The following is an 18251-nucleotide window of genomic DNA, read 5'->3' on the forward strand; positions in this document are numbered from 1 at the left end:
TTCGTACTCAAGCTCTGATGGAGATCCCCATGACCCAACGTGACGTCGTTTTCCCGGCTGGCCGCCAGGCGCTTTACGAGCGCAATCGCTATTCGCCCGCCATACGCTCCAATGGTTTTCTGCTCGTGTCCGGACAAGTCGGCAGTCGCGAAGACGGCTCACCCGAGCCTGATCTGGAAAAACAGGTGCGCCTGGCGTTCACCAACCTGAACGCCATCCTGCTGGCGGCCGGTTGCACGTTCGACAATGTGGTCGACGTGACGGTGTTCATTGTCGATCCCGAGACAAGGTTCGAGCGGATATGGAAGGTAATTCCCGAGTTTTGGGGCGAAGCGCCGCACCCGACCCTGACCGGCGTCGGCGTCACCTGGCTGTATGGCTTCGATTTTGAAATCAAGGTCATCGCCAGGCTGCCGGAAGCCGTCGAGCAATAACCGGGCAGCGTGGGTACGCTCAGCGGCGAATCGGCACCACACGGTCGCTTGCATCCGCCGCCAGGGGCTCTTCGAACTGCTGGAAGAACTGCCCGGAAACGACATGATCGAGAAACTGCGCCTGCTCTTCGGTGGCCAGACGTATCGGCGAGTAGCCGTCGGCATCGGGCACTGCGAAAAGGCGCGCCTTGCGTTCGTGGGCCACCGCGATGAACGCCCTTTTCTCTTCGTCGGACATCGACGAAAAACAATCGGAAAGATTTTCCAGCGAGCGCACCGCCAGATCCTGGTCGAGCTGCTTGTCATCCGTGAACATCAAATGCCAGACGAAATCGAAAGAAAGCTCAGCGAGGGCACGCATAGACGGGGTTCCGTGGGGTCGAGAGGTGCGAGATTCACCGTTCGCCACGATTCGGTCAAGCGCTAAAGGATGACCTGCTTGAGGCGTAGCGTTTAAAGCAGGAAAATGTCGCATTTGCGGGTATTTGCCTGGCTAGACACGGCTGGACGCACAGTGGGGATTCTCGATCAGCAGCGCCATGCCTTGCCCACCGCCGACGCAGGCTGCCGCTATACCGTAACGCAGGCCTGCGTCGCGCAGTTGCCGGGCCAGAGTCATGACCAGACGCAGCCCGGTGGCAGCCAATGGGTGACCCAGGCCCAGTGATCCACCCAGGCAGTTGAGCCGCTCGTGGTCCAGCTCCAGCGTTTGTGCCACTGCCAGAACCTGAGCGGCCTGCGCTTCATTGATTTCCAGCCGACCGATATCGCTCAGCGCCAGCCCGCTGCGCTGTAACAGCAAGCGGATCGCAGGTGCGGGGCCGATGCCCATGAACTCTGGCGCGACACCCGTCACCGCGCTGGCCAGCAGATGCGCCAACACCGGTCTCGTTGACTGTGAAGCACGCCCCACCAGGGCCGCCGCCGCGCCATCGACCACCGCACAGCTATTGCCTGCGGTCTGCACACCGTTCGCGTGAATGGCGCGCAAACGCGATAGCGCTGCCAGGTGGGTCGCTCGCGGATGGCTGTCCTGCGTGACCACTTCAACCCCACGCGGCAACTCGATGCCACGCGGCTGATAGCCTTCCAGCGCAAAGCGCTCGCGGCTGACCGGGACAATTTCCTCGGTCCATTTGCCGGAAATCTGTGATTGCAGCGCCCGCTCATGGCTGAGCAAGGCATAGCTGTCTACCGCCTCACGACTCAACCCATGACGCTTGGCGAGGTTGTCTGCGGTGGAGATCATGTCCATCGCCGGTGCCGGGTCATACAGCGCTTCCCAGAGAAAATCCTTGAACTGCACGGCGGCACCGAGCGAGAAGCCATTGCGGTGGGTATAGGCCGCGATCGGGTTGCGCGACATGGATTCGGCGGCGACGCACAGCGCCATCTGCCCACCTTCGCCCACGTGCAAGGCGGCCTGGCGCAACAGTTCGAAACCGGTCGCGCAGATGCGTTGCACACCCAACGCCGGAACGCTCTGCGCGACGCCGCTGTACAGGCCGATGTGCCGGGGCAGCAGGTACGCATCGAAACTGGCCTGCGCCATCGAGCCGGCCAGTACGCTGTCGACCTGATCCGCCTGAATGACGGCCCGCGCCAGGACCTCGCGGCCGACCTTGATACCCAGATCAATGGGCGAAACAGGCGCCAGAGCACCGCCCAGATCCACCCAGGGTGTGCGCACGGCATCGACGATGGCCACGTCGCTGAATGCCGAATACTGCCCGCCGCCACTCATGCCTTGGGCCCGGCACTGAGCTTGTCGGGGTCCTGATCACGGTACAGCGCTTCGACCTTGTCTGCGCGCCACTGCAGGACGGCGCGCTGGTTGATCGACCCCTTGTCGGTGATTTCGCCGCGATCGATAGACGCGGGCTCATCAAGCAGCACGATCCACTCCAGCCGGCTGGCGTTGCCGTTCGCGCCCTGGTTCAGGCGCGCCAGCCAGCCGGCGAACCACTCACGCACCGGCGCACTGGCCAGGACCTGCGCATCGCTGGCCTGTGCATCCAGCCCGGCCAGTTGCCGGCACTCGTGCACCCTGGGAAACACCAGCGCCCCAAGGCATTCGCGGTCAGGCGCGGTGATGACCACATCCTGCACGTACGGCGAGCCTTCCAGCACCGCGCGGTTGCGCATCGGGCCGACACTGACGAACACGCCCGACGACAGCTTGAAATCCTCGGCCAGTCGCCCGTCGAACATCAGGCCCAGCTCCGGGGCCGCAGGATCGGCAAGCTTGATCGCATCGCCGGAGCAATAGAAGCCGTTCTCGTCGAACACTTCGGCCGTCTGCTGCGGCGAGCGCCAATAGCCCGGCATGATGTGCGGGCCACGAAAACGCCCTTCGAGCTTGCCATCCACCGGCACCAGGCACACTTCGCATCCCGGTGCGGGCAGGCCGATATATCCGGCCATCGACAAGGGCCCGGTGGTGAACGTGCAGGACGGCGCGGCCTCGGTCATACCCAGTCCGGCCATCATGCGAATCCGCTCGCCGCAATGCTGCTCGGCCACCCGGTCAAGACGATCCCAGATGCTTTGCGACAGGCCGGCAGCGGCGAAGAAGAACAGCTTGATGCGCGAGAAGAATCGCTCGCGCAGCTCGGCGTCCTGCTCCAGTGCGTTGACCAGCTCTTCCCAGCCCTTGGGCACAGTCAGGTAAGCGGTAGGCGAAATTTCCTTGAGGTTGCGCAGCGTCTCGGCGAAGCCTTGTGCAGTTGGCTTGCCGTTGTCCAGATAGAACGTGCCACCGTTGTACAGCACAATACCGATGTTGTGACTGCCGCCGAAGGTGTGGTTCCAAGGCAGCCAGTCGACCAGCACGGGCGGCTCTTCGCCGAACACCGGGAAGGTCTGCAACAGCATCTGTTGATTGGCACACAGCATGCGCTGGGTAGTCACCACCGCCTTAGGCAGTTTGGTCGAGCCCGAAGTGAACAGAAACTTGGCGATGGTGTTGGGGCCGCTGGCCAGGAACGCGGCCTCGGCCTCGCTGCCACCCGGCTCTTCGAGCAGGCTGGAGAAGCTCAGCTGAGGCCTGCCATTGAGCTGTCCGCGTACAGTGATGACGGGCGTGTCCGCAGGAATGATCGCATCGATGGCACGCTGAAACGGCGCGGCATCGCTGACAAATACCAATCCTGGCTGCAATACGTCGCAGACGTGGCGTAACTTGGCGAAATCCTGAGACATGACCGAATACGCCGGTGATACCGGGCAGTACGGAAATCCGGCGTACATGGCCCCCAGAGCAAGCTGCAAGTGCTCGATGTCGTTACCTGACAGCAACGCCAGCGGCCGATCGGCGGAAAGGCCGTACGCCAGCAGGCTCTGTGCGATAGCGCGCACGTCAGTCAGCATCTCGGCATAACTGACCTTGCGCCAGCCGCCCCGGCTGTCGCGCGCGGCAATGAAGGTCTGTTGTGGACGCAACCGCGCCCAGTGCACCAGTCGGTCGAGCAGCCGGTCGGGTAACCGCGCCAGAGGTTCCAGGGCTCGCATGTGCAGAACGCCCTGCTCTTCCCGCACCTCGATGGGCGGGTGGCCGATGGAGACCTGACGGTAGCGCGGTGGATTATCTTCACTCTGCAGCGTTGATGATCTGATATCGGAACTCACGTGCGTTCTCTCCATCAAGGTACGCAGGCACCAAACGCCATGCAGCGGTCCGGGCCGAGCGTTGCAGCACCAGGCTGCAGCCTTGTTATTGTTATGCCTGACTTACCGGCGACACAGTCTTGTACAAAAGACCGCTGCCGCCAGCCTGGAAGCGTTCGAATCGGATGGCTCAGATCGGATAGTGCCTGGGCCCGTTTTGCAGCGTCACCCAGCGCAACTGGGTAAAGTGCTCGATCGAAGCCTTGCCGCCGAAACTGCCATAGCCGCTGGACTTCACCCCACCGAAGGGCATTTGCGCCTCGTCGTGCACGGTGGGTCCGTTGATATGGCAGATCCCGGACTCCACCCGTTGCGCAAGCGCCAGGGCGCGGCTGGTGTCACGACTGAAAATCGCCGCCGAGAGACCGAAATCCGAATCGTTGGCCAGCCGCAACAGCGCCTCGTCACCGTCGCCGCGCAGCACCACGGCCACCGGGCCGAAGGACTCTTCGCGGTACAGGCGCATGGCATCTGTCACGCCGTCGAGCAGCGTCGGTTGCAGAATGCTGCCCTGCAGTTGCCCGCCCGCCACCAGCGTTGCGCCAAGCGCCACAGCGTCGTCAATCAGGCCCTTGATGCGCGTCCCGGCACCCACGTCGACCAGCGACCCGAGAACTGATTCGCTGTCATCCGGATTACCGGCGCGCAACGTTTTGATCTTGGCCGTCAGCTTGGCAACGAAGGCATCGGCGACCTTATGGTCGACGATCAGCCGTTCGGTGGACATGCAGATCTGGCCCTGATTGAAGTAGGCGCCAAAGGCGGCGGCCTCTACTGCCGCGTCTAGATCCGCGTCGTCAAGCACCAGAAACGGTGCCTTGCCACCCAATTCCAAAAGTGCCGGTTTCAGATACCGCGCCGACAGCTCACCGACGATGCGGCCTACATGAGTGGAACCGGTGAAATTGACCCGCCGCACTGCCGGGTTGGCAATCAGGCGCTCGACAATCGCCGGCGCATCGGCCGGCGCGTTACTGATCACGTTCACCACGCCGTCACCCAACCCGGCATCCTGCAGCACCTGGCCGATCAGCCGATGCACGGCGGGACTGAGCTCCGAGGCCTTGAGCACCACGGTGTTGCCGCAGGCGAGTGGCATGGCGATGGCCCGTGTGGCGAGAATCACCGGCGCATTCCACGGCGCGATACCGAGGACCACACCGCAGGGCTGGCGCAGCGCCATGGCAAAATTGCCGGGAACATTGGAAGGAATGACATCGCCGGTGATCTGCGTCGTCATGGATGCCGCTTCGCGCAGCATGTTGGCGGCCAGCTGTACGTTGAAGCCGTACCAGTTGGCCATTGCTCCGGTTTCGCCGGCAGCAGCGATGAATTCGCCGCTGCGGGCCTGCAACTGCGTAGCAGCCTCGAGCAGACGCGCCCGACGCTCGCCGGGCACCATCGCCGCCCATGAGGGGAACGCAGCCTGAGCGGCTGCGACTGCCGCATCGGCATCTTCCAGAGTCGCCGCCGCTACCCGCGAAACCACCTCGCCAGTCACCGGGTTGCAGCGTTCAAATGTACGTCCGTCACGCGCGGGGCACGACTGTCCGCCGATCAGCAGGGGCACGTCCAGCATGGTGATTCCTCTTTATTGTCTTTATCAGGAACTACAGACTTGGCTCGAAACGTCTGGATATCAGACTAGCGTTTGTACGCTTCCAGACCAGGCTTGATGCTCTTGTCATCGAGGAACTGCTTCATGCCCTGCTCGCGCCCGCCTTCCTTGTCCAGCAGACGTGACTGGTCCAGCTTGGCGTACAGATAGTCTTCGTTCTGCTCCCAGGTCAGTTCGCGGCAGCGTTTGAAGCCGTGCTTGGCGGCGCGCAGTACCACCGGATTCTTTTCCAGCAGATTATTGGCCAGATCGATGGTCACCTGACGCAGTTGTGCCAGCGGTACGCTTTCATTGACGAGGCCCATTTCAGCGGCTTTCTGACCGTTGAAGGTTTTGCCGGTCATAATGTAGTACAGCGACTGGCGGTGGCCCACAGTGTCGGCCATGGCCTTGCTCACCAGGTTGCCGGGCGGAATGCCCCAGTTGATTTCCGACAGGCCGAAGGTCGCTTCATCGGCGCAGATCGCCAGATCACAGGCCACCAGCGGGCTGAAACCTCCACCGAAGCACCAGCCGTTGACCATCGCGATGGTTGGCTTGGCGTACATGCGCAACATCTTCCACTGCCACTGGGAGGCTTCGCGACGGATTTTTTCCTGCAGAATTTCCGGTCCGGCGTCCACCTCGCGGAAATACTCCTTGAGGTCCATGCCAGCGGTCCACGCCTCGCCGGCACCGGTCAGCACCAGAACGCCCGCATCGGGATCCTGCTCCAGGGTTTCCAGCACATCGATCATTTCGCGGTTCAGGGTCGGGCTCATGGCGTTGCGTTTTTCCGGCCGATTGAGGATGACCCACGCGATACCTTGCTCGATCTCGACCTTGATGGTTGACCAGCGGCCTTCATATTTGCTCATGGCGATGCTCTCTTGTTCTTGGCTTGAAGATGACTCAAAGCTAAACCGCAAATATAGTTATGTCAATTAACTGTTATTCACATTAATCAAAATCTCGGCACTCCGCCCGAACAGGCTGGTCACAGTCACGTATGCCCCATAGCTATCGTTCGCCAACCTCGGCAAACTGACCGGCTGATTGACCCATCAAACCATAAGGACCGCATTTTCAATGGCCAAGCCATCTGACATCGCCGACGTTTGCCAGGCTCCCGTACAGGCTGCCGAGGCACGTTTGCCAACGGATTCTGCGCTGGATGATCTGATCGGTTATGCCATGCGCCGCGCACAACTCAAGCTGTTCCAGAACCTGATCGGACGTCTTTCCGCACACGACCTGCGCCCGGCGCAGTTCTCGGCGCTGGCGATCATCGAGCAGAACCCGGGTCTCATGCAGGCAGACCTGGCCAAGGCGCTGGCGATCGAACCGCCGCAGGTCGTTCCATTACTGAACAAGCTCGAAGAGCGTGCGCTGGCCGTCCGGGTGCGTTGCAAGCCGGACAAACGCTCATACGGCATCTTTCTCAGCAAAAGCGGCGAAACACTGCTGCGCGAACTGAAACAGATCGCCGTGGACAGCGACCTGGAATCCACCGCCGCGCTGGATAAAAAGGAACGTCAGGACCTGCTCAGGTTGCTGAAAAAGGTGTATCAATCGTAAAAGCGCTCATAGACGGCTTCCCTGCCGTCGATGCGCGATGATTACCAGAGCGGCAAGCTGTATTGCACGATAAAGCGTGTCTGGTTCTCGTCACGAAAGGCTGCACCCGCCGGGAAGTCGTTGCGATAGATCGACTTGCGCGCCAGCAGCCCGACGTTCTTCAGCGGACCGCTTTGCACGACGTAGCCCAGTTCCATCTGAAACTCACGCTCCTTGCGATCATCGGCATTGAAAGCGGCCAGCTCGATGTTGTCGCCGCGCACGTAACGCAGACGACTGCGCAGCCCGACCAGCCCGACGGCCGTGAAGTCATAGTCGTAGATGGCTTGCCAGGTGCGCTCCTTGGCGTTGAGGAAGTCCGAGCTCATGGTCATCTCGCTCAACCCCATCAGTTCGGTGCCCGAGACATAAGGCGTTGCCGTGTCGCCACTGGAATGCATGTAGCCAAGGCTCACGCTGTGCCCTCCCCACTTGTAGCCAAGCAACGCGGAAAGGTTCTGGTTGTCTACTTCACCGGCCTTTGCACTGCCGGTATCGCGGCTGAAAAAGCTGCGCAGATCGGTGGTCAGCACGCCGTCGCCAATCGCCAGCTTGTGCAACAGGGCCAGGGTGTTCTGGGTGTAGAGATCGTCTACCTCGGCGTGGTACGCCCGCAGGCTCAGGTCCTTGTTGACCTGATAATCGCCTCCGGCGTAAGCCATGTGCGACGAGGTTGCCGCCCCATTGAAACGGCGGTTCGGTGAAGCGAGGCTGATGGGCTGGTAGTTGCTCGAGTCACGTTTGTTGACCCGGTCGATGTAGCCCGCATTGAGGGTCAGGTCATCGATGTCCTTGGAGGTCAGCGTGGTGCCACGAAAGGTCTGCGGCAACAGTCGCGAGGGGCTGGCGAAAGCGAACGGCAGGAAAATCGACACGTCGCCGGTCTTGACCGTGGTTTCGTGAAATTTCAGCTTGCCGGTCAGGGCCAGCCGCGAATACTCGTCAGCCGCCCGGCCATCGCTGGCGGATACTGGCAACAGCTCGGTGCCGCTGCGGTCTGGCGAGGAATCCAGTTTCACCCCGACCAGCGCTCGCGCATCGAGACCGAAACCCACCGGCCCTTGGGTAAAGCCGGACTCCGCATTCATGATGAAGCCCTGCGCCCACTCCCGAGTCGCAGTCTTGGCGCCATCATCCTTGTAATCGCGGTCCATATAATAGTTGCGCAGCGTCAGGGTGCCATGGCTGTCATCCAGAAAGCCCTGCGCCTGTGCAGGGTCGGGAATGACACTGATACCCAACAGGCCCAGTGCAAGGCCACAACGTTTTCCACGTAAAAAGGGAGCTGACACAGCGCTTGCTGCATCATGAGCGAGCTTTGACATGTTCGGTGTCCACTTATTGTTGTTGTTTTTGGAGTCGGTCCGGCGCTAACTGCGGGCCCGTGAGTAGAGAATTGAAAGATTCCACCGCCGCGTCAATCCAAAATGGCCGATAATCGAACATTAATATTATTAACTACTTTATCAGCTTGTTGATATTCCGCTGCTAACTCAATGTTTTTGAAAGACTAAACACTTCTTTTTATCACTCTTCCAGTCAGATTCACTTTTTAGTTATTTTTGTTACCTTGATAACGACCTGTCACAACGCCTCGATTGGCGCTCGGGAACAGGCTTTTCTCCACAACAAAAACAACAATGAGGCTTGCCATGAACAGTCCATTACGTCGATCGACGCTGACCATTGTCTTGTGTTTTATCGTTGCGCTCATCGAGGGTTTCGACCTGCAGGCTGCCGGAACGGCCGCCGCCGGGTTGCGCCAGACCTTCGCCCTTGATCCAAAAATGATGGGCTGGGTGTTCAGCGCCGGGATCATCGGGCTGCTGCCTGGGGCGTTCTTTGGCGGGTGGATTGCCGATCGCATCGGCCGCAAGAAGATTCTGGTTAGCGCAGTGCTGCTGTTCGGGGTCTTTTCGCTGAGCACTGCGTATGTCGAAAGCTTTTCCGGCCTGTTGCTGGTGCGCTTCATGACAGGCCTGGGTCTGGGGGCGGCCTTGCCCAACCTGATTGCCCTGTGTGCAGAAGCTGCAAGCGAACGTCACCGCGGCCTGGCTATCAGCGTCATGTACGCAGGTGTTCCACTGGGCGGTGCCTTGGCGGCGGTCGTCGCCATGTTCACCAGCGAGCACTGGCAAACCACGTTCATCATCGGTGGTCTGGTGCCGCTGTTGGTGGCTCCGCTGATGATCCTGTTGCTGCCTGAGTCCAGCGCTTTCAAACAGCAGACCAATGCTGACAGCGTTCGGCATTCAAGCGCCACTGCGTTGTTCGGCGAAGGCCGGGCTCGCACCACGCTGGCGTTGTGGCTCGGCTACTTCTTCACCCTGACCGTGATGTACATGCTGCTCAACTGGCTGCCTTCACTGCTGATCGGTCAGGGCTTCAGCAAACCGCAGGCGGGCATGGTGCAGATGTTGTTCAATATCGGCGGCGCACTGGGCTCGCTGTTGGGCGGGTTGTTGCTTGATCGCTGCAATGGCATCAAGGTCGTGCTGTTCGTCTATGCCGGCTTGCTAGCAGCGCTGGCAGGCGTGGGTCTGTCGGTCGGTATCGTACCGATGGCCATTGCCGGGTTTGCAGCCGGGGTGTTTGTCATCGCCGCGCAGTTGGTGCTGTATGCGCTGGCCCCGCCGTCCTACCCGACCTCGGTACGCGCCACAGGTGTGGGTGCTGCAGTAGCCATCGGCCGTCTCGGTTCGGTTGCCGGCCCGCTGGCGGCCGGACAACTGCTGGGCGCTGGCGCTGGAACCGCCGGCGTACTGCTGGCCACCTCGCCAGGCTTGGTGATTGCCGCACTGGCGGCGATTACAGTGCTGTCCAGGTCAGCCGCCGTCGAGCAGCGTGAGCTCAAGGCTGCAGGGTCGAGCTGATCAAGGCCCTCTTCGCGAACAAGCGAAGCGTCGCCCGGTCCACTCCCACGGCCTCCGGCTAGAATCAAAAGCGGATTTATGTATAACAATGAGCAATCCGTTTCACATCGTTCTGGGGGTTAAGTGAGATTTGTTTTAGATCTCAGGCTGCTTTTTTGATCGCGATGGCACTGTCGACGCAGAGTGCGACGTTAGTGACGGCTGAGTCCTGGCACTGAGATGGGGCCAAAGTAACCAAAGCCCCTCGCTCCTGTTTCCGGCCCGACTTCGTCGGGTTCCTTCACCCTGACACTGATCCGGGCGTCGCCGCAACGGGCCATCCATGGCCCGGTGCGGCTAGCCTGGCGTCCTGCCAGGCTACCCCCGGATCAGCAACTCGCCGAGGGGCGAAAAGGTGACCTGAGCCGAACCTCAATCCACCTGACATCGCAGAACCCTCGTGTGACGCAGAGCGTCACGAACTGCATTCCCATGCGGAGCGTGAGGAACGATAGTCAAAAAATTCCAATGCCTTAAAGCTTGTGCAGAAAATTCAGCACCAGCTTGTTGCCTTCGGTGCGGTTTTCCGCGCCCTGTTCGAAGTAGCTATTGACCGTCAGCACGTTCTCCTTGTTGAAGGCATACAGCAGGCCCGGGCCGATAGCCCAGACCTTTTCCTTGCGACCACTGACATCATGGCCGTCCACCTGAGTGTCGGTGAACTGCTTGAGCCAGTAACCGTTGAGCCCCAGCGAAAGTTGCTCGTTGACTGCGTATTGCAGAGTCAGGTTGGCATGCAGAGCCTGCCCTGCCTGCGTGTCGGAAGCATTGCCGAATCCGGCTTGCGGGTCATCATTCTTGCCGTTCCACAAATACATGAAACGCCCGCTGGCCGACCATTTCGGCGAGAACCAGTAAGTCGCGGCGTAGTAAGGGTTGAACGACCAGAAATTACTGCCCGGGTTGATCGAGCGATTGCGATCATAAGCGCCGACCGGAATCGCAATGTCCGCCTCGACACGCTGGGTCAGCAGCGGGCTGCCATCGGCATGGGTGATCGTCGGCAGTTGCAGAAACGGACCGATGACCAAATCACCGAAACCGGCACGCGAACTCAGGGCGGTGTTGCCCAGGCCGTCATCCACGTCGACATGTGCCAGCGACGTGTTGATTGCGGTAATACCCGGCATGGCACCATTGGCCATTGGCTGACCGACGTAGATGATCTGCGTGGTCACCGCCAATACATCCACATCCTGTTTGGGAAGTTGCAGTTTGTCGCCATTCACGTCATTGAAACGATTGGCCTTGGCATAGTTCAGATACTCCTCCAGATACCAGCCCGGACCCGCAGGCGCCGGGGATCCGTCGTAGAAGCTGGTGTTGCCCAGATTGAGGCCGGGCAAGTCATAGGCGTATGCAGTCGAGGACAAGGCGATGAATGATACGGTCGCAACGGTACGCAAGACAGACTTGGGCATCTTGTGATTCCTGTACTTATTGTTGTTGTTTTCAAGTGCCCCCGACGCCACGAACGCGTCGCCGGGGTTGCAACACGTGCAGCCATTACACGTAGGAAGCGGCCAACCCTCCATCTATGGGCAAGTTGACGCCGTTGATCCAGCGCGAGGCGTCGGAGCACAGAAACGCAATCACCTCGGCCACCTCATCGGCCAACGCAGGACGTTTCATGTGCAGGCCATCGCGGGCTACCCGCTCCTGGCCAACCATGCTGACAAAGTCTCCCAGAATCGGTGTGAACACCGGCCCCGGTGCGACGCAGTTGACGCGCACAGAATGATCGCGAAACCATTCCTGCGACTGCTTGAAACTCCAGACGATCAACGCTTCCTTGAAATACTGATAGCAGGTTTCATGGGCAACCGGATTGGCCGCCAGCCACTCCTGCCCTGCGCTGTAGCTTTCAGTGGCGGCCAACGCCTTGTGCAACTCCAGCCTTTCCGGCCACTGCGAGCCGAGTATCGACGCTATGTTGACGATACTGCCGCCCGGTGAAATGCGCGGCAGCAGGCGTTGGGTCAGGTGGCGCAGCCCGAGGTAATTGACCTGGGCGACCGCCTGAACGGGCGCTGTGCCAGGTACACCGGCGATGTTGCACAGGCCGTCGATCTGCTTGGGCAAGCGCTCGATCAACGCATCGATATTCTTTGGATCGGCCAGGTCCGCCTGGAAAAAACTGTCTACGGTCAATTGCGGTTCATGACGATCGATGCCGATCACTCGGGCACCCTGGAAGCGTGCCACACGTGCCAGCTCAGCGCCGATGCCGGATGACACACCAGTCACGATCAGTGTTTTGTTATTCAGGTTCATAGTCACGCGCTCTTATTGTTGTTGGATCACGTCTTGCCGTTGAATCACATCACCTGTTGCGATGAAGCATGGAATGTCAGTCAGACTCAGAATGGGTAGGCCGGCGCCTGGTTCTTCACCGTGACCCACTGCCATTGGCTGTATTCATCCCAGTCCGAGGGGCTGCCAGCGCTGCTGCCGTTGCCCGACGCACCGCGCCCGCCGAACGAATTGACACACTCATCGGCCACCGTCTGATCGTTGATGTGCAACATGCCGCACCTGAGCCGGTCGCCAATCGCCGTCGCGCGGCCGATGTCCGGGGAGATCACCGCAGCTGCCAGGCCATACTCGGAACGGTTGGCCAGTTCGATGGCTTCCTCGTCCGTGGAAAAGCTGACCACAACCGCCACCGGGCCAAAAATCTCTTCCTCGAATGCGCGCATACCGGGTTTCACGCCGCTGAGCACCGTCGGGCGATAGAACAGGCCTTCATACTCGCCACCGGTTTCCAGTCGCGCACCGGCCTGCAGGCTGTCACTGACCACCTGATGCACGTGCTGCAACTGCCGTTTGTTGATCAGCGGCCCCAGAGCAGCCTCACCGCGTGCCGCATTACCCACCGTCAGCGCCCGCGCCTTGTCCGCCAGCTTGCGGGTCAGCTCGGCAGCGATGGATTCGTGCACCAGGATCAACCCGGTGGCCATGCAGATCTGCCCCTGGTGCAGCCAGGCACCGAACGCCGCATTGCTGGCGGCCAGATCAAGGTCGGCGTCTTCGAGAATCACCAGCGGATTCTTGCCGCCCAGCTCCAGCGACACTTTCTTCAGGTTGCGGCCCGCCGCTTCGGCAACCTTGCGTCCGGCCCCGGTCGAGCCGGTGAAGGTGATCATCTGCACATTGGTGTCGCGGCACAGCGCTTCGCCGGCATCGGCAGAACCCGGCAGCACGTGCAGCAGCCCTTTGGGCAGACCGGCTTCCTCGAACAGCCGGGCGATCAGGAAACCGCCGCTGATGGGTGTCTGCGGATCGGGTTTGAGCACCACGGCATTGCCGGCAGCCAGCGCCGGAGCGACCGAGCGCAGGGACAGCACCAGGGGAAAATTGAATGGCGAAATCACTCCCACCACACCGTGCGCAACACGCCGCGCGTAGGACAGACGACCGGCCTGACTGGGCAGTATCAGGCCATGACCATGAGCCTGCGACAGCATGCCCGCCGCCTGACGCAACAACACGATGGTCTCGTTCACTTCGTGCTGGCCCTTTTGCAGGCTGCCGCCGGTCTCGCGGGCGACATACAGCGCCAGTTCATCGAACGCACAAACCGCGTGATCGGCGGCGAGGAGAAATATGTCAGCCTTTTCACGCGGCCCCAGCGCCGCCCAGGCAGGTTGAGCCAGCGCGGCCTCACGGCAGGCAACCGCGATGTCCGCAGCATCGGCCATGGCTGTGTTCATCAACAGCTCGCCGGTCGCAGGCTCGATGACGGGCAATGAGGGAGACGAGGAAGGAATCCAGTCGCCATTGAAAACACATTCGGCTTCAATCGCGCGTTGCAACAGAGGGGTGCCATCAGACGCTGACATATTAAGACTCCGGCTTTTATGGTTGTAATCGCCTGCCCCATTTGCCACGGGAAGCATGCGCCGTACGTACGTCAGAGCAAAGCCTGTGCCGGGATTGTCATCCGACCATCATGTCATCACTCAACCGCTTTAGAACAAGGGTTTTCGACGACCACGCTGAAGCGTCGAGCCCCCTCAGGCGGAAACTCTACGCGGACCCGCTTGTTCATTTGATGAAGTTATGTTTATTAATCAAGCCATGATTTGATCATTTCGACCATCACCCGGCCGAGGTACAACGATGGATAATCCCCACTGTGAGTTGCCCGATCACAGCGTTCCCACCGAACATTTCGCGCCTCGCGGCGACAGCAGTCAGATGCATTCAGGTGATTCGCCAACCCCCGAGGAGTTGACCAGTTGCCTGTTCTTCTCGCCTGACGATGGGCGCATCTGGCTCAACGACCAGCGGATGTTGCTGCTGCACACCTCATCGTTCGGCACGCTGCGCCGCGAAATCATCGAACGTCTGGGCCAGGAGCAGGCGCGCGGGATGTTCACCCGAGCCGGGTATCTGTCTGGCGCACGGGACGCCCGATTGATTCGCGAACGCTGGCCAATGGCTGACGCTTCGTCGGCGTTTCGTGCCGGTACGCACTTGCATACCCTGGAAGGCATGACCAAGGTCGAGCCGGTGCACTTCAAATTCGACGCCGAGTCGGGGTTTTACGAGGGCGAGTTTCTCTGGCATAACTCCTGCGAAGCCGATGAGCATGTCGCGGCGTACGGCATCGGCCAGGATCCGGTGTGCTGGACCGAAATCGGCTACGCCATCGGTTTTGTCAGCGGCCTGTTCGGACAGATGGTGGTTTTCCGCGAAGTGGAATGCCGTGGCATGGGGCATGCGAGCTGCCGCGTGGTCGGCAAGACCTCGGAACAATGGGGCGATGTCGAACGCGACCTGAGCTACCTGAGAGCAGTCAAACCCCCTGCACCCGTGCACAGCGCACCGGTGCCTGCGGCGAGCTATGAAGCAAGCCCGCCGACCGGCAGCAACCAGCCGCTGGTCGGCGCAAGCGCTGCCTTCAATGCGGCCACGCAGGCGCTGCAACGGGTGGCGATGACCCCGGCAACCGTCTTGATCAGCGGCGAGTCCGGGGTCGGCAAGGAGATGTTCGCCCGCCAGTTGCACCAGCTCAGCCGCAACCGCGAAGGCCCGTTTGTGGCACTCAATTGCGCAGCCATCCCCGACAACCTCATCGAGGCCGAGCTGTTCGGCGTGGAGCGAGGGGCTTATACCGGGGCCACGCACTCCAGAGCCGGGCGTTTCGAACGCGCCAACGGTGGCACGCTGTTCCTGGATGAGATCACCTCCCTGAGCCTTGCCGGGCAAAGCAAGCTGCTGCGCGCCTTGCAGGAGCGGGAGATCGAGCGCGTCGGGGGTGGGCACGGTATCAAGGTCAACGTGCGAGTGGTGGCGGCGACCAACGTCGACCTGCGTAAGGCGGTGGCCGATGGCGATTTCCGCGAAGACCTGTTCTATCGCCTCAACGTCTACCCGATCGCCCTGCCGCCATTGCGCGAGCGCCGCGATGACATCCCGCTGCTGATCAACTTCTTTCTCAAGCGCTTCTGTCAGGAGTACGGCAGGACGCCGGCCGGATTGACCATGCGCGCATTGAAAACCCTGCTGGGCTATGACTTTGCCGGGAACGTGCGCGAATTGCAGAATCTGATCGAGCGCGGCCTGATCGCCAGCGATGAAGGCCAGGCCATCGATCTGGTGCATATTTTCCGCAACGAGTCGTTACCACGGGACGCCTATTCGCTGAATCACCATGGCGCGCTGCGTCAGGCATCGGCTGCGAGCGCACAGCAGGCACCTGCTACCTCCCTGCTGGACTCCCTTAATCAGTCGGATCAGGCGTTCTCCATCGACGACCTTGAACAGCGCCTGATCCAGGAGGCGCTGGACAAGAGCGAAGGCAACCTGGCGGCCGCCTCGCGCTTGCTGGGCCTGAGTCGCGCCCAGTTTGCCTACCGCCTGAAAAAGCGTCAGCCCTGAACAGCCTGACTCAGCGGTAACGCGCAGCCGATCCGGCTGCGCGTTACACCTTACAGTGGCAAGGCGCTGACCACACGCAGGGCCAGCCCTTCGTAGGCGTCCAGGGTGATAGTGAACTCGCCCTGCTCGGTCAAATCGCCTTCGACACGCTCGTTGATGATGTCGACCACCGGACCTGGCGCAATACCGGGCAGTTGCAGCGTTTCGACGATCGTCTCGGCGCTGAAATTGAGCGCAGTGATCTGCGTGCCCTTACCAGCCGGCAGTTCATGGACCATGACCAGCAGCCCTGGATGCTCGACATCCGGAATCAGAATCTGACGGCTTGCCGCGATGTCATAGGCACGGCGCACAGCAAGAATTTTCTTGAGCTGCGAGGCAAACGAATCAGGTCGCTGAAGCTGACTGACCAGGCTGCCGTAAAGCGTCTTGGGACGCGGCATGTCACCCGCAGAAAACTCGGCTTCGGGGTCCAGATCGACCAGATCGTAGGCGCCACGATGAACCCAGCGCGTGTCGCCATCCTGCATCAGGTGGTCGACCTGCTCGGCCGGCAGCGTCAACGCACCGACAAGGTCCCAGCCCGACAGGGCAAATACGCCCGGCTGCATGGCGTTGTACATCACCAGCAGCAGGTGAATGTGCTGGATCTGCTGAATGTCGGCATCGGTAATGGTGCTCAGGTCACGAATGCCCAGCGCAGCAGTGATGATGCTCGCTGTGGTGCAAGAGACGCCGTTGGTGACGAACTTGAGGTTGTATGGCGCGTGTTCGCCGGACAGTTTCTCGTACATTTCCTCACGGATGTGCTCGCGCAGGATGTTGCCCGGGAACGTCTGGCCCTGGTAATGGAAGGTGTCGTGAGCGTGCAGCGTCCAGAAGTGCACCAGTTCCAGGGTCAGCTCGTCGTGGTTCTGCAGGGCATGGATCAACGATGCCGGATCGATGCCATAGGCATGCACCTGACGCAGCATCAGGCGCAGGAATTCGGTGGTGCCGGTCAGCAGCGCGTGCTGATAGGCCGGCCGGGTAATGAAGTCGTAGGACAGATCCGCGCCACCCTGCCCCATGGAGGCAATGTCATCGATGGTCAGGTTCAGCTCCTGGAAGCTGAAGCCGCCCGCCTTGCGGATCGCACCAGCCAGAAGCTGGTTGCCGGTGATCGACAGCGGATGGCTTTCCGACCAGGCGGTGCCTTCGGCGCGACGTTCGACGCCAAGGAAGCCGTTGGCGTCCAGACGTAACACCCGGGCGCCCATGACATCGATGGCATGCAGCGCGTCACCGATGATCATCTGCTGCGCGGCAAAGCTGGGGTCCAGCCAGTTCAAGGAGGGCTGGCCGTCCTTGAAGTAATGCAGGTAGACCCAGCGGCGGGCCTTGCCGTCGACGCCGTGTACCACGTCGGTGGCGCTCCAGTCGGTTTCCTTGACCCCTGGCTCGAAGAAGATCACCCGTTGCAGCTGGCCGACGATGTAGTGCTTGTCGCGCAGCTGATCCACCACATCGGGCATCAGGTTGACCGCATCGCGGCCGGCTGGCACTTCAGGCAACAGCTGCCAGTCTTCCTCACGGATCTCGACCATGTGGAACAAACCGGGATAATCCTCGTACGCCATCTCGGCCAGGCGGAAGTCTGCGCCCTTGCCGGTGTGCGACGGAATGATGTCATCGATGATCACCGCGTTGTGCGCTGCGGCGATGCGCGACAGGCTCAACAGTTGTGCTTCGGTACCCAGGTCCGGGTCGATGCCGAAACTGATGCGGTCGAAGTTGCCATCGATGCTCGGCGTGCGCTCACGCCCCTTCAGTCCGCCGGAGAGCTTGAGCGGGCCGTTATGAATGCCCTGAATGCCGATTTCCGACAGTGCATGCCACAGCGTTTCATCACCCAGTGCTTCAAGCACCGAGCCACCTTCACGGGTGACGATGGAGGCCGGGTAGGCGGTAAACCAGACCGAGGCGATAGCGGAGGCGTCTCTGGGACGCGCAAGGGCGAAAGGACGCTGCCAGAGCCTGCCCTGCCCCGAATAGGTCTTGGCGCGCTGTCTTGCGGCGTTAAGCATCGATTGCTCGACCAGCCAGTCCACGTATTGCTTGTCCGGTATCGTCATAGCGTTCAGTCTTCCTCTCGAATCG

The 18251-nt window shown here is 60.9% G+C and carries 14 protein-coding genes; 4 read left to right on the plus strand and 10 right to left on the minus strand.

Features of this window, described 5'->3' with window-relative positions:
* Positions 1-29 precede the first annotated feature (29 nt).
* On the plus strand, positions 30-434 hold the full coding sequence (locus LCH65_RS17670; protein WP_058416491.1) for a RidA family protein: 405 nt from the start codon (positions 30-32) through the stop codon (positions 432-434).
* Positions 435-453: 19 nt separating this feature from the next.
* Here LCH65_RS17670 and LCH65_RS17675 read toward each other — a convergent pair whose 3' ends face one another.
* From LCH65_RS17675 to LCH65_RS17695, 5 genes are all read right to left on the minus strand, one after another.
* Positions 454-795 (minus strand): hypothetical protein, encoded by a 342-nt coding sequence (locus LCH65_RS17675; protein ID WP_003370812.1) that lies wholly within the window; start codon positions 793-795, stop codon positions 454-456.
* Positions 796-927: 132 nt separating this feature from the next.
* Positions 928-2178, minus strand: coding sequence for a thiolase family protein (locus tag LCH65_RS17680; RefSeq protein ID WP_003435397.1), 1251 nt, complete (start codon positions 2176-2178; stop codon positions 928-930).
* The gene (locus tag LCH65_RS17685; RefSeq protein WP_226439683.1) at positions 2175-4061 is read right to left on the minus strand and encodes a feruloyl-CoA synthase; all 1887 of its coding nucleotides are present in this window, start codon (positions 4059-4061) and stop codon (positions 2175-2177) included. The genes LCH65_RS17680 and LCH65_RS17685 overlap by 4 nt, the downstream gene beginning before the upstream one ends.
* Positions 4062-4230: 169 nt before the next feature.
* A complete protein-coding gene (locus LCH65_RS17690; RefSeq protein WP_044308021.1) occupies positions 4231-5679 on the minus strand; it encodes an aldehyde dehydrogenase in 1449 nt (482 codons plus the stop codon).
* Positions 5680-5744: 65 nt separating this feature from the next.
* Complete coding sequence (locus LCH65_RS17695; protein ID WP_003401024.1) at positions 5745-6575, minus strand: p-hydroxycinnamoyl CoA hydratase/lyase; 831 nt, start codon at positions 6573-6575, stop codon at positions 5745-5747.
* A gap of 211 nt (positions 6576-6786) precedes the next feature.
* Between LCH65_RS17695 and LCH65_RS17700 the strand changes: the two genes are divergently transcribed.
* Entirely contained in the window at positions 6787-7275 is a 489-nt protein-coding gene (locus LCH65_RS17700) for a MarR family transcriptional regulator (protein WP_003370802.1), read from the plus strand.
* 41 nt (positions 7276-7316) lie between these two features.
* On the opposite strand, the gene LCH65_RS17705 is transcribed toward LCH65_RS17700, so the two are convergent.
* Positions 7317-8639 (minus strand): OprD family porin, encoded by a 1323-nt coding sequence (locus tag LCH65_RS17705; RefSeq protein ID WP_054080955.1) that lies wholly within the window; start codon positions 8637-8639, stop codon positions 7317-7319.
* A gap of 327 nt (positions 8640-8966) precedes the next feature.
* Between LCH65_RS17705 and mhpT the strand changes: the two genes are divergently transcribed.
* Positions 8967-10187: a 3-(3-hydroxy-phenyl)propionate transporter MhpT gene (gene mhpT, locus LCH65_RS17710; RefSeq protein WP_003435407.1), complete on the plus strand. Its 1221-nt coding sequence runs from the start codon at positions 8967-8969 to the stop codon at positions 10185-10187.
* A gap of 512 nt (positions 10188-10699) precedes the next feature.
* Here mhpT and LCH65_RS17715 read toward each other — a convergent pair.
* The 3 genes from LCH65_RS17715 to LCH65_RS17725 form a co-directional block, all read right to left on the minus strand.
* The gene (locus LCH65_RS17715) at positions 10700-11647 is read right to left on the minus strand and encodes a transporter (RefSeq protein WP_003435410.1); all 948 of its coding nucleotides are present in this window, start codon (positions 11645-11647) and stop codon (positions 10700-10702) included.
* An 85-nt stretch (positions 11648-11732) separates the two neighbouring features.
* A complete protein-coding gene (locus LCH65_RS17720; RefSeq protein WP_003435416.1) occupies positions 11733-12500 on the minus strand; it encodes a coniferyl-alcohol dehydrogenase in 768 nt (255 codons plus the stop codon).
* A gap of 86 nt (positions 12501-12586) precedes the next feature.
* On the minus strand, positions 12587-14068 hold the full coding sequence (locus LCH65_RS17725; RefSeq protein ID WP_003435421.1) for a benzaldehyde dehydrogenase: 1482 nt from the start codon (positions 14066-14068) through the stop codon (positions 12587-12589).
* Positions 14069-14348: 280 nt separating this feature from the next.
* Between LCH65_RS17725 and LCH65_RS17730 the strand changes: the two genes are divergently transcribed.
* The gene (locus LCH65_RS17730; RefSeq protein WP_032609751.1) at positions 14349-16112 is read left to right on the plus strand and encodes a sigma-54-dependent Fis family transcriptional regulator; all 1764 of its coding nucleotides are present in this window, start codon (positions 14349-14351) and stop codon (positions 16110-16112) included.
* A 50-nt stretch (positions 16113-16162) separates the two neighbouring features.
* Here the strand turns inward: LCH65_RS17730 and treS are convergent, their stop codons facing one another.
* Positions 16163-18226: a maltose alpha-D-glucosyltransferase gene (gene treS, locus LCH65_RS17735; protein ID WP_058396881.1), complete on the minus strand. Its 2064-nt coding sequence runs from the start codon at positions 18224-18226 to the stop codon at positions 16163-16165.
* Positions 18227-18251: the final 25 nt, after the last annotated feature.

Source organism: Pseudomonas sp. MWU16-30316, assembly GCF_020515645.1.
Lineage (GTDB): Bacteria > Pseudomonadota > Gammaproteobacteria > Pseudomonadales > Pseudomonadaceae > Aquipseudomonas > Aquipseudomonas cerasi.

Bases quoted from the DNA above. Each gene is read 5' to 3' on its own strand.
- LCH65_RS17670 (WP_058416491.1), top strand. From the start codon at position 30: ATGACCCAACGTGACGTCGTTTTCCCGGCTGGCCGCCAGGCGCTTTAC.
- LCH65_RS17675 (WP_003370812.1), bottom strand. From the start codon at position 795: ATGCGTGCCCTCGCTGAGCTTTCTTTCGATTTCGTCTGGCATTTGATG.
- LCH65_RS17680 (WP_003435397.1), bottom strand. From the start codon at position 2,178: ATGAGTGGCGGCGGGCAGTATTCGGCATTCAGCGACGTGGCCATCGTC.
- LCH65_RS17690 (WP_044308021.1), bottom strand. From the start codon at position 5,679: ATGCTGGACGTGCCCCTGCTGATCGGCGGACAGTCGTGCCCCGCGCGT.
- LCH65_RS17695 (WP_003401024.1), bottom strand. From the start codon at position 6,575: ATGAGCAAATATGAAGGCCGCTGGTCAACCATCAAGGTCGAGATCGAG.
- LCH65_RS17700 (WP_003370802.1), top strand. From the start codon at position 6,787: ATGGCCAAGCCATCTGACATCGCCGACGTTTGCCAGGCTCCCGTACAG.
- LCH65_RS17705 (WP_054080955.1), bottom strand. From the start codon at position 8,639: ATGTCAAAGCTCGCTCATGATGCAGCAAGCGCTGTGTCAGCTCCCTTT.
- mhpT (WP_003435407.1), top strand. From the start codon at position 8,967: ATGAACAGTCCATTACGTCGATCGACGCTGACCATTGTCTTGTGTTTT.
- LCH65_RS17715 (WP_003435410.1), bottom strand. From the start codon at position 11,647: ATGCCCAAGTCTGTCTTGCGTACCGTTGCGACCGTATCATTCATCGCC.
- LCH65_RS17720 (WP_003435416.1), bottom strand. From the start codon at position 12,500: ATGAACCTGAATAACAAAACACTGATCGTGACTGGTGTGTCATCCGGC.
- LCH65_RS17725 (WP_003435421.1), bottom strand. From the start codon at position 14,068: ATGTCAGCGTCTGATGGCACCCCTCTGTTGCAACGCGCGATTGAAGCC.
- LCH65_RS17730 (WP_032609751.1), top strand. From the start codon at position 14,349: ATGGATAATCCCCACTGTGAGTTGCCCGATCACAGCGTTCCCACCGAA.
- treS (WP_058396881.1), bottom strand. From the start codon at position 18,226: ATGACGATACCGGACAAGCAATACGTGGACTGGCTGGTCGAGCAATCG.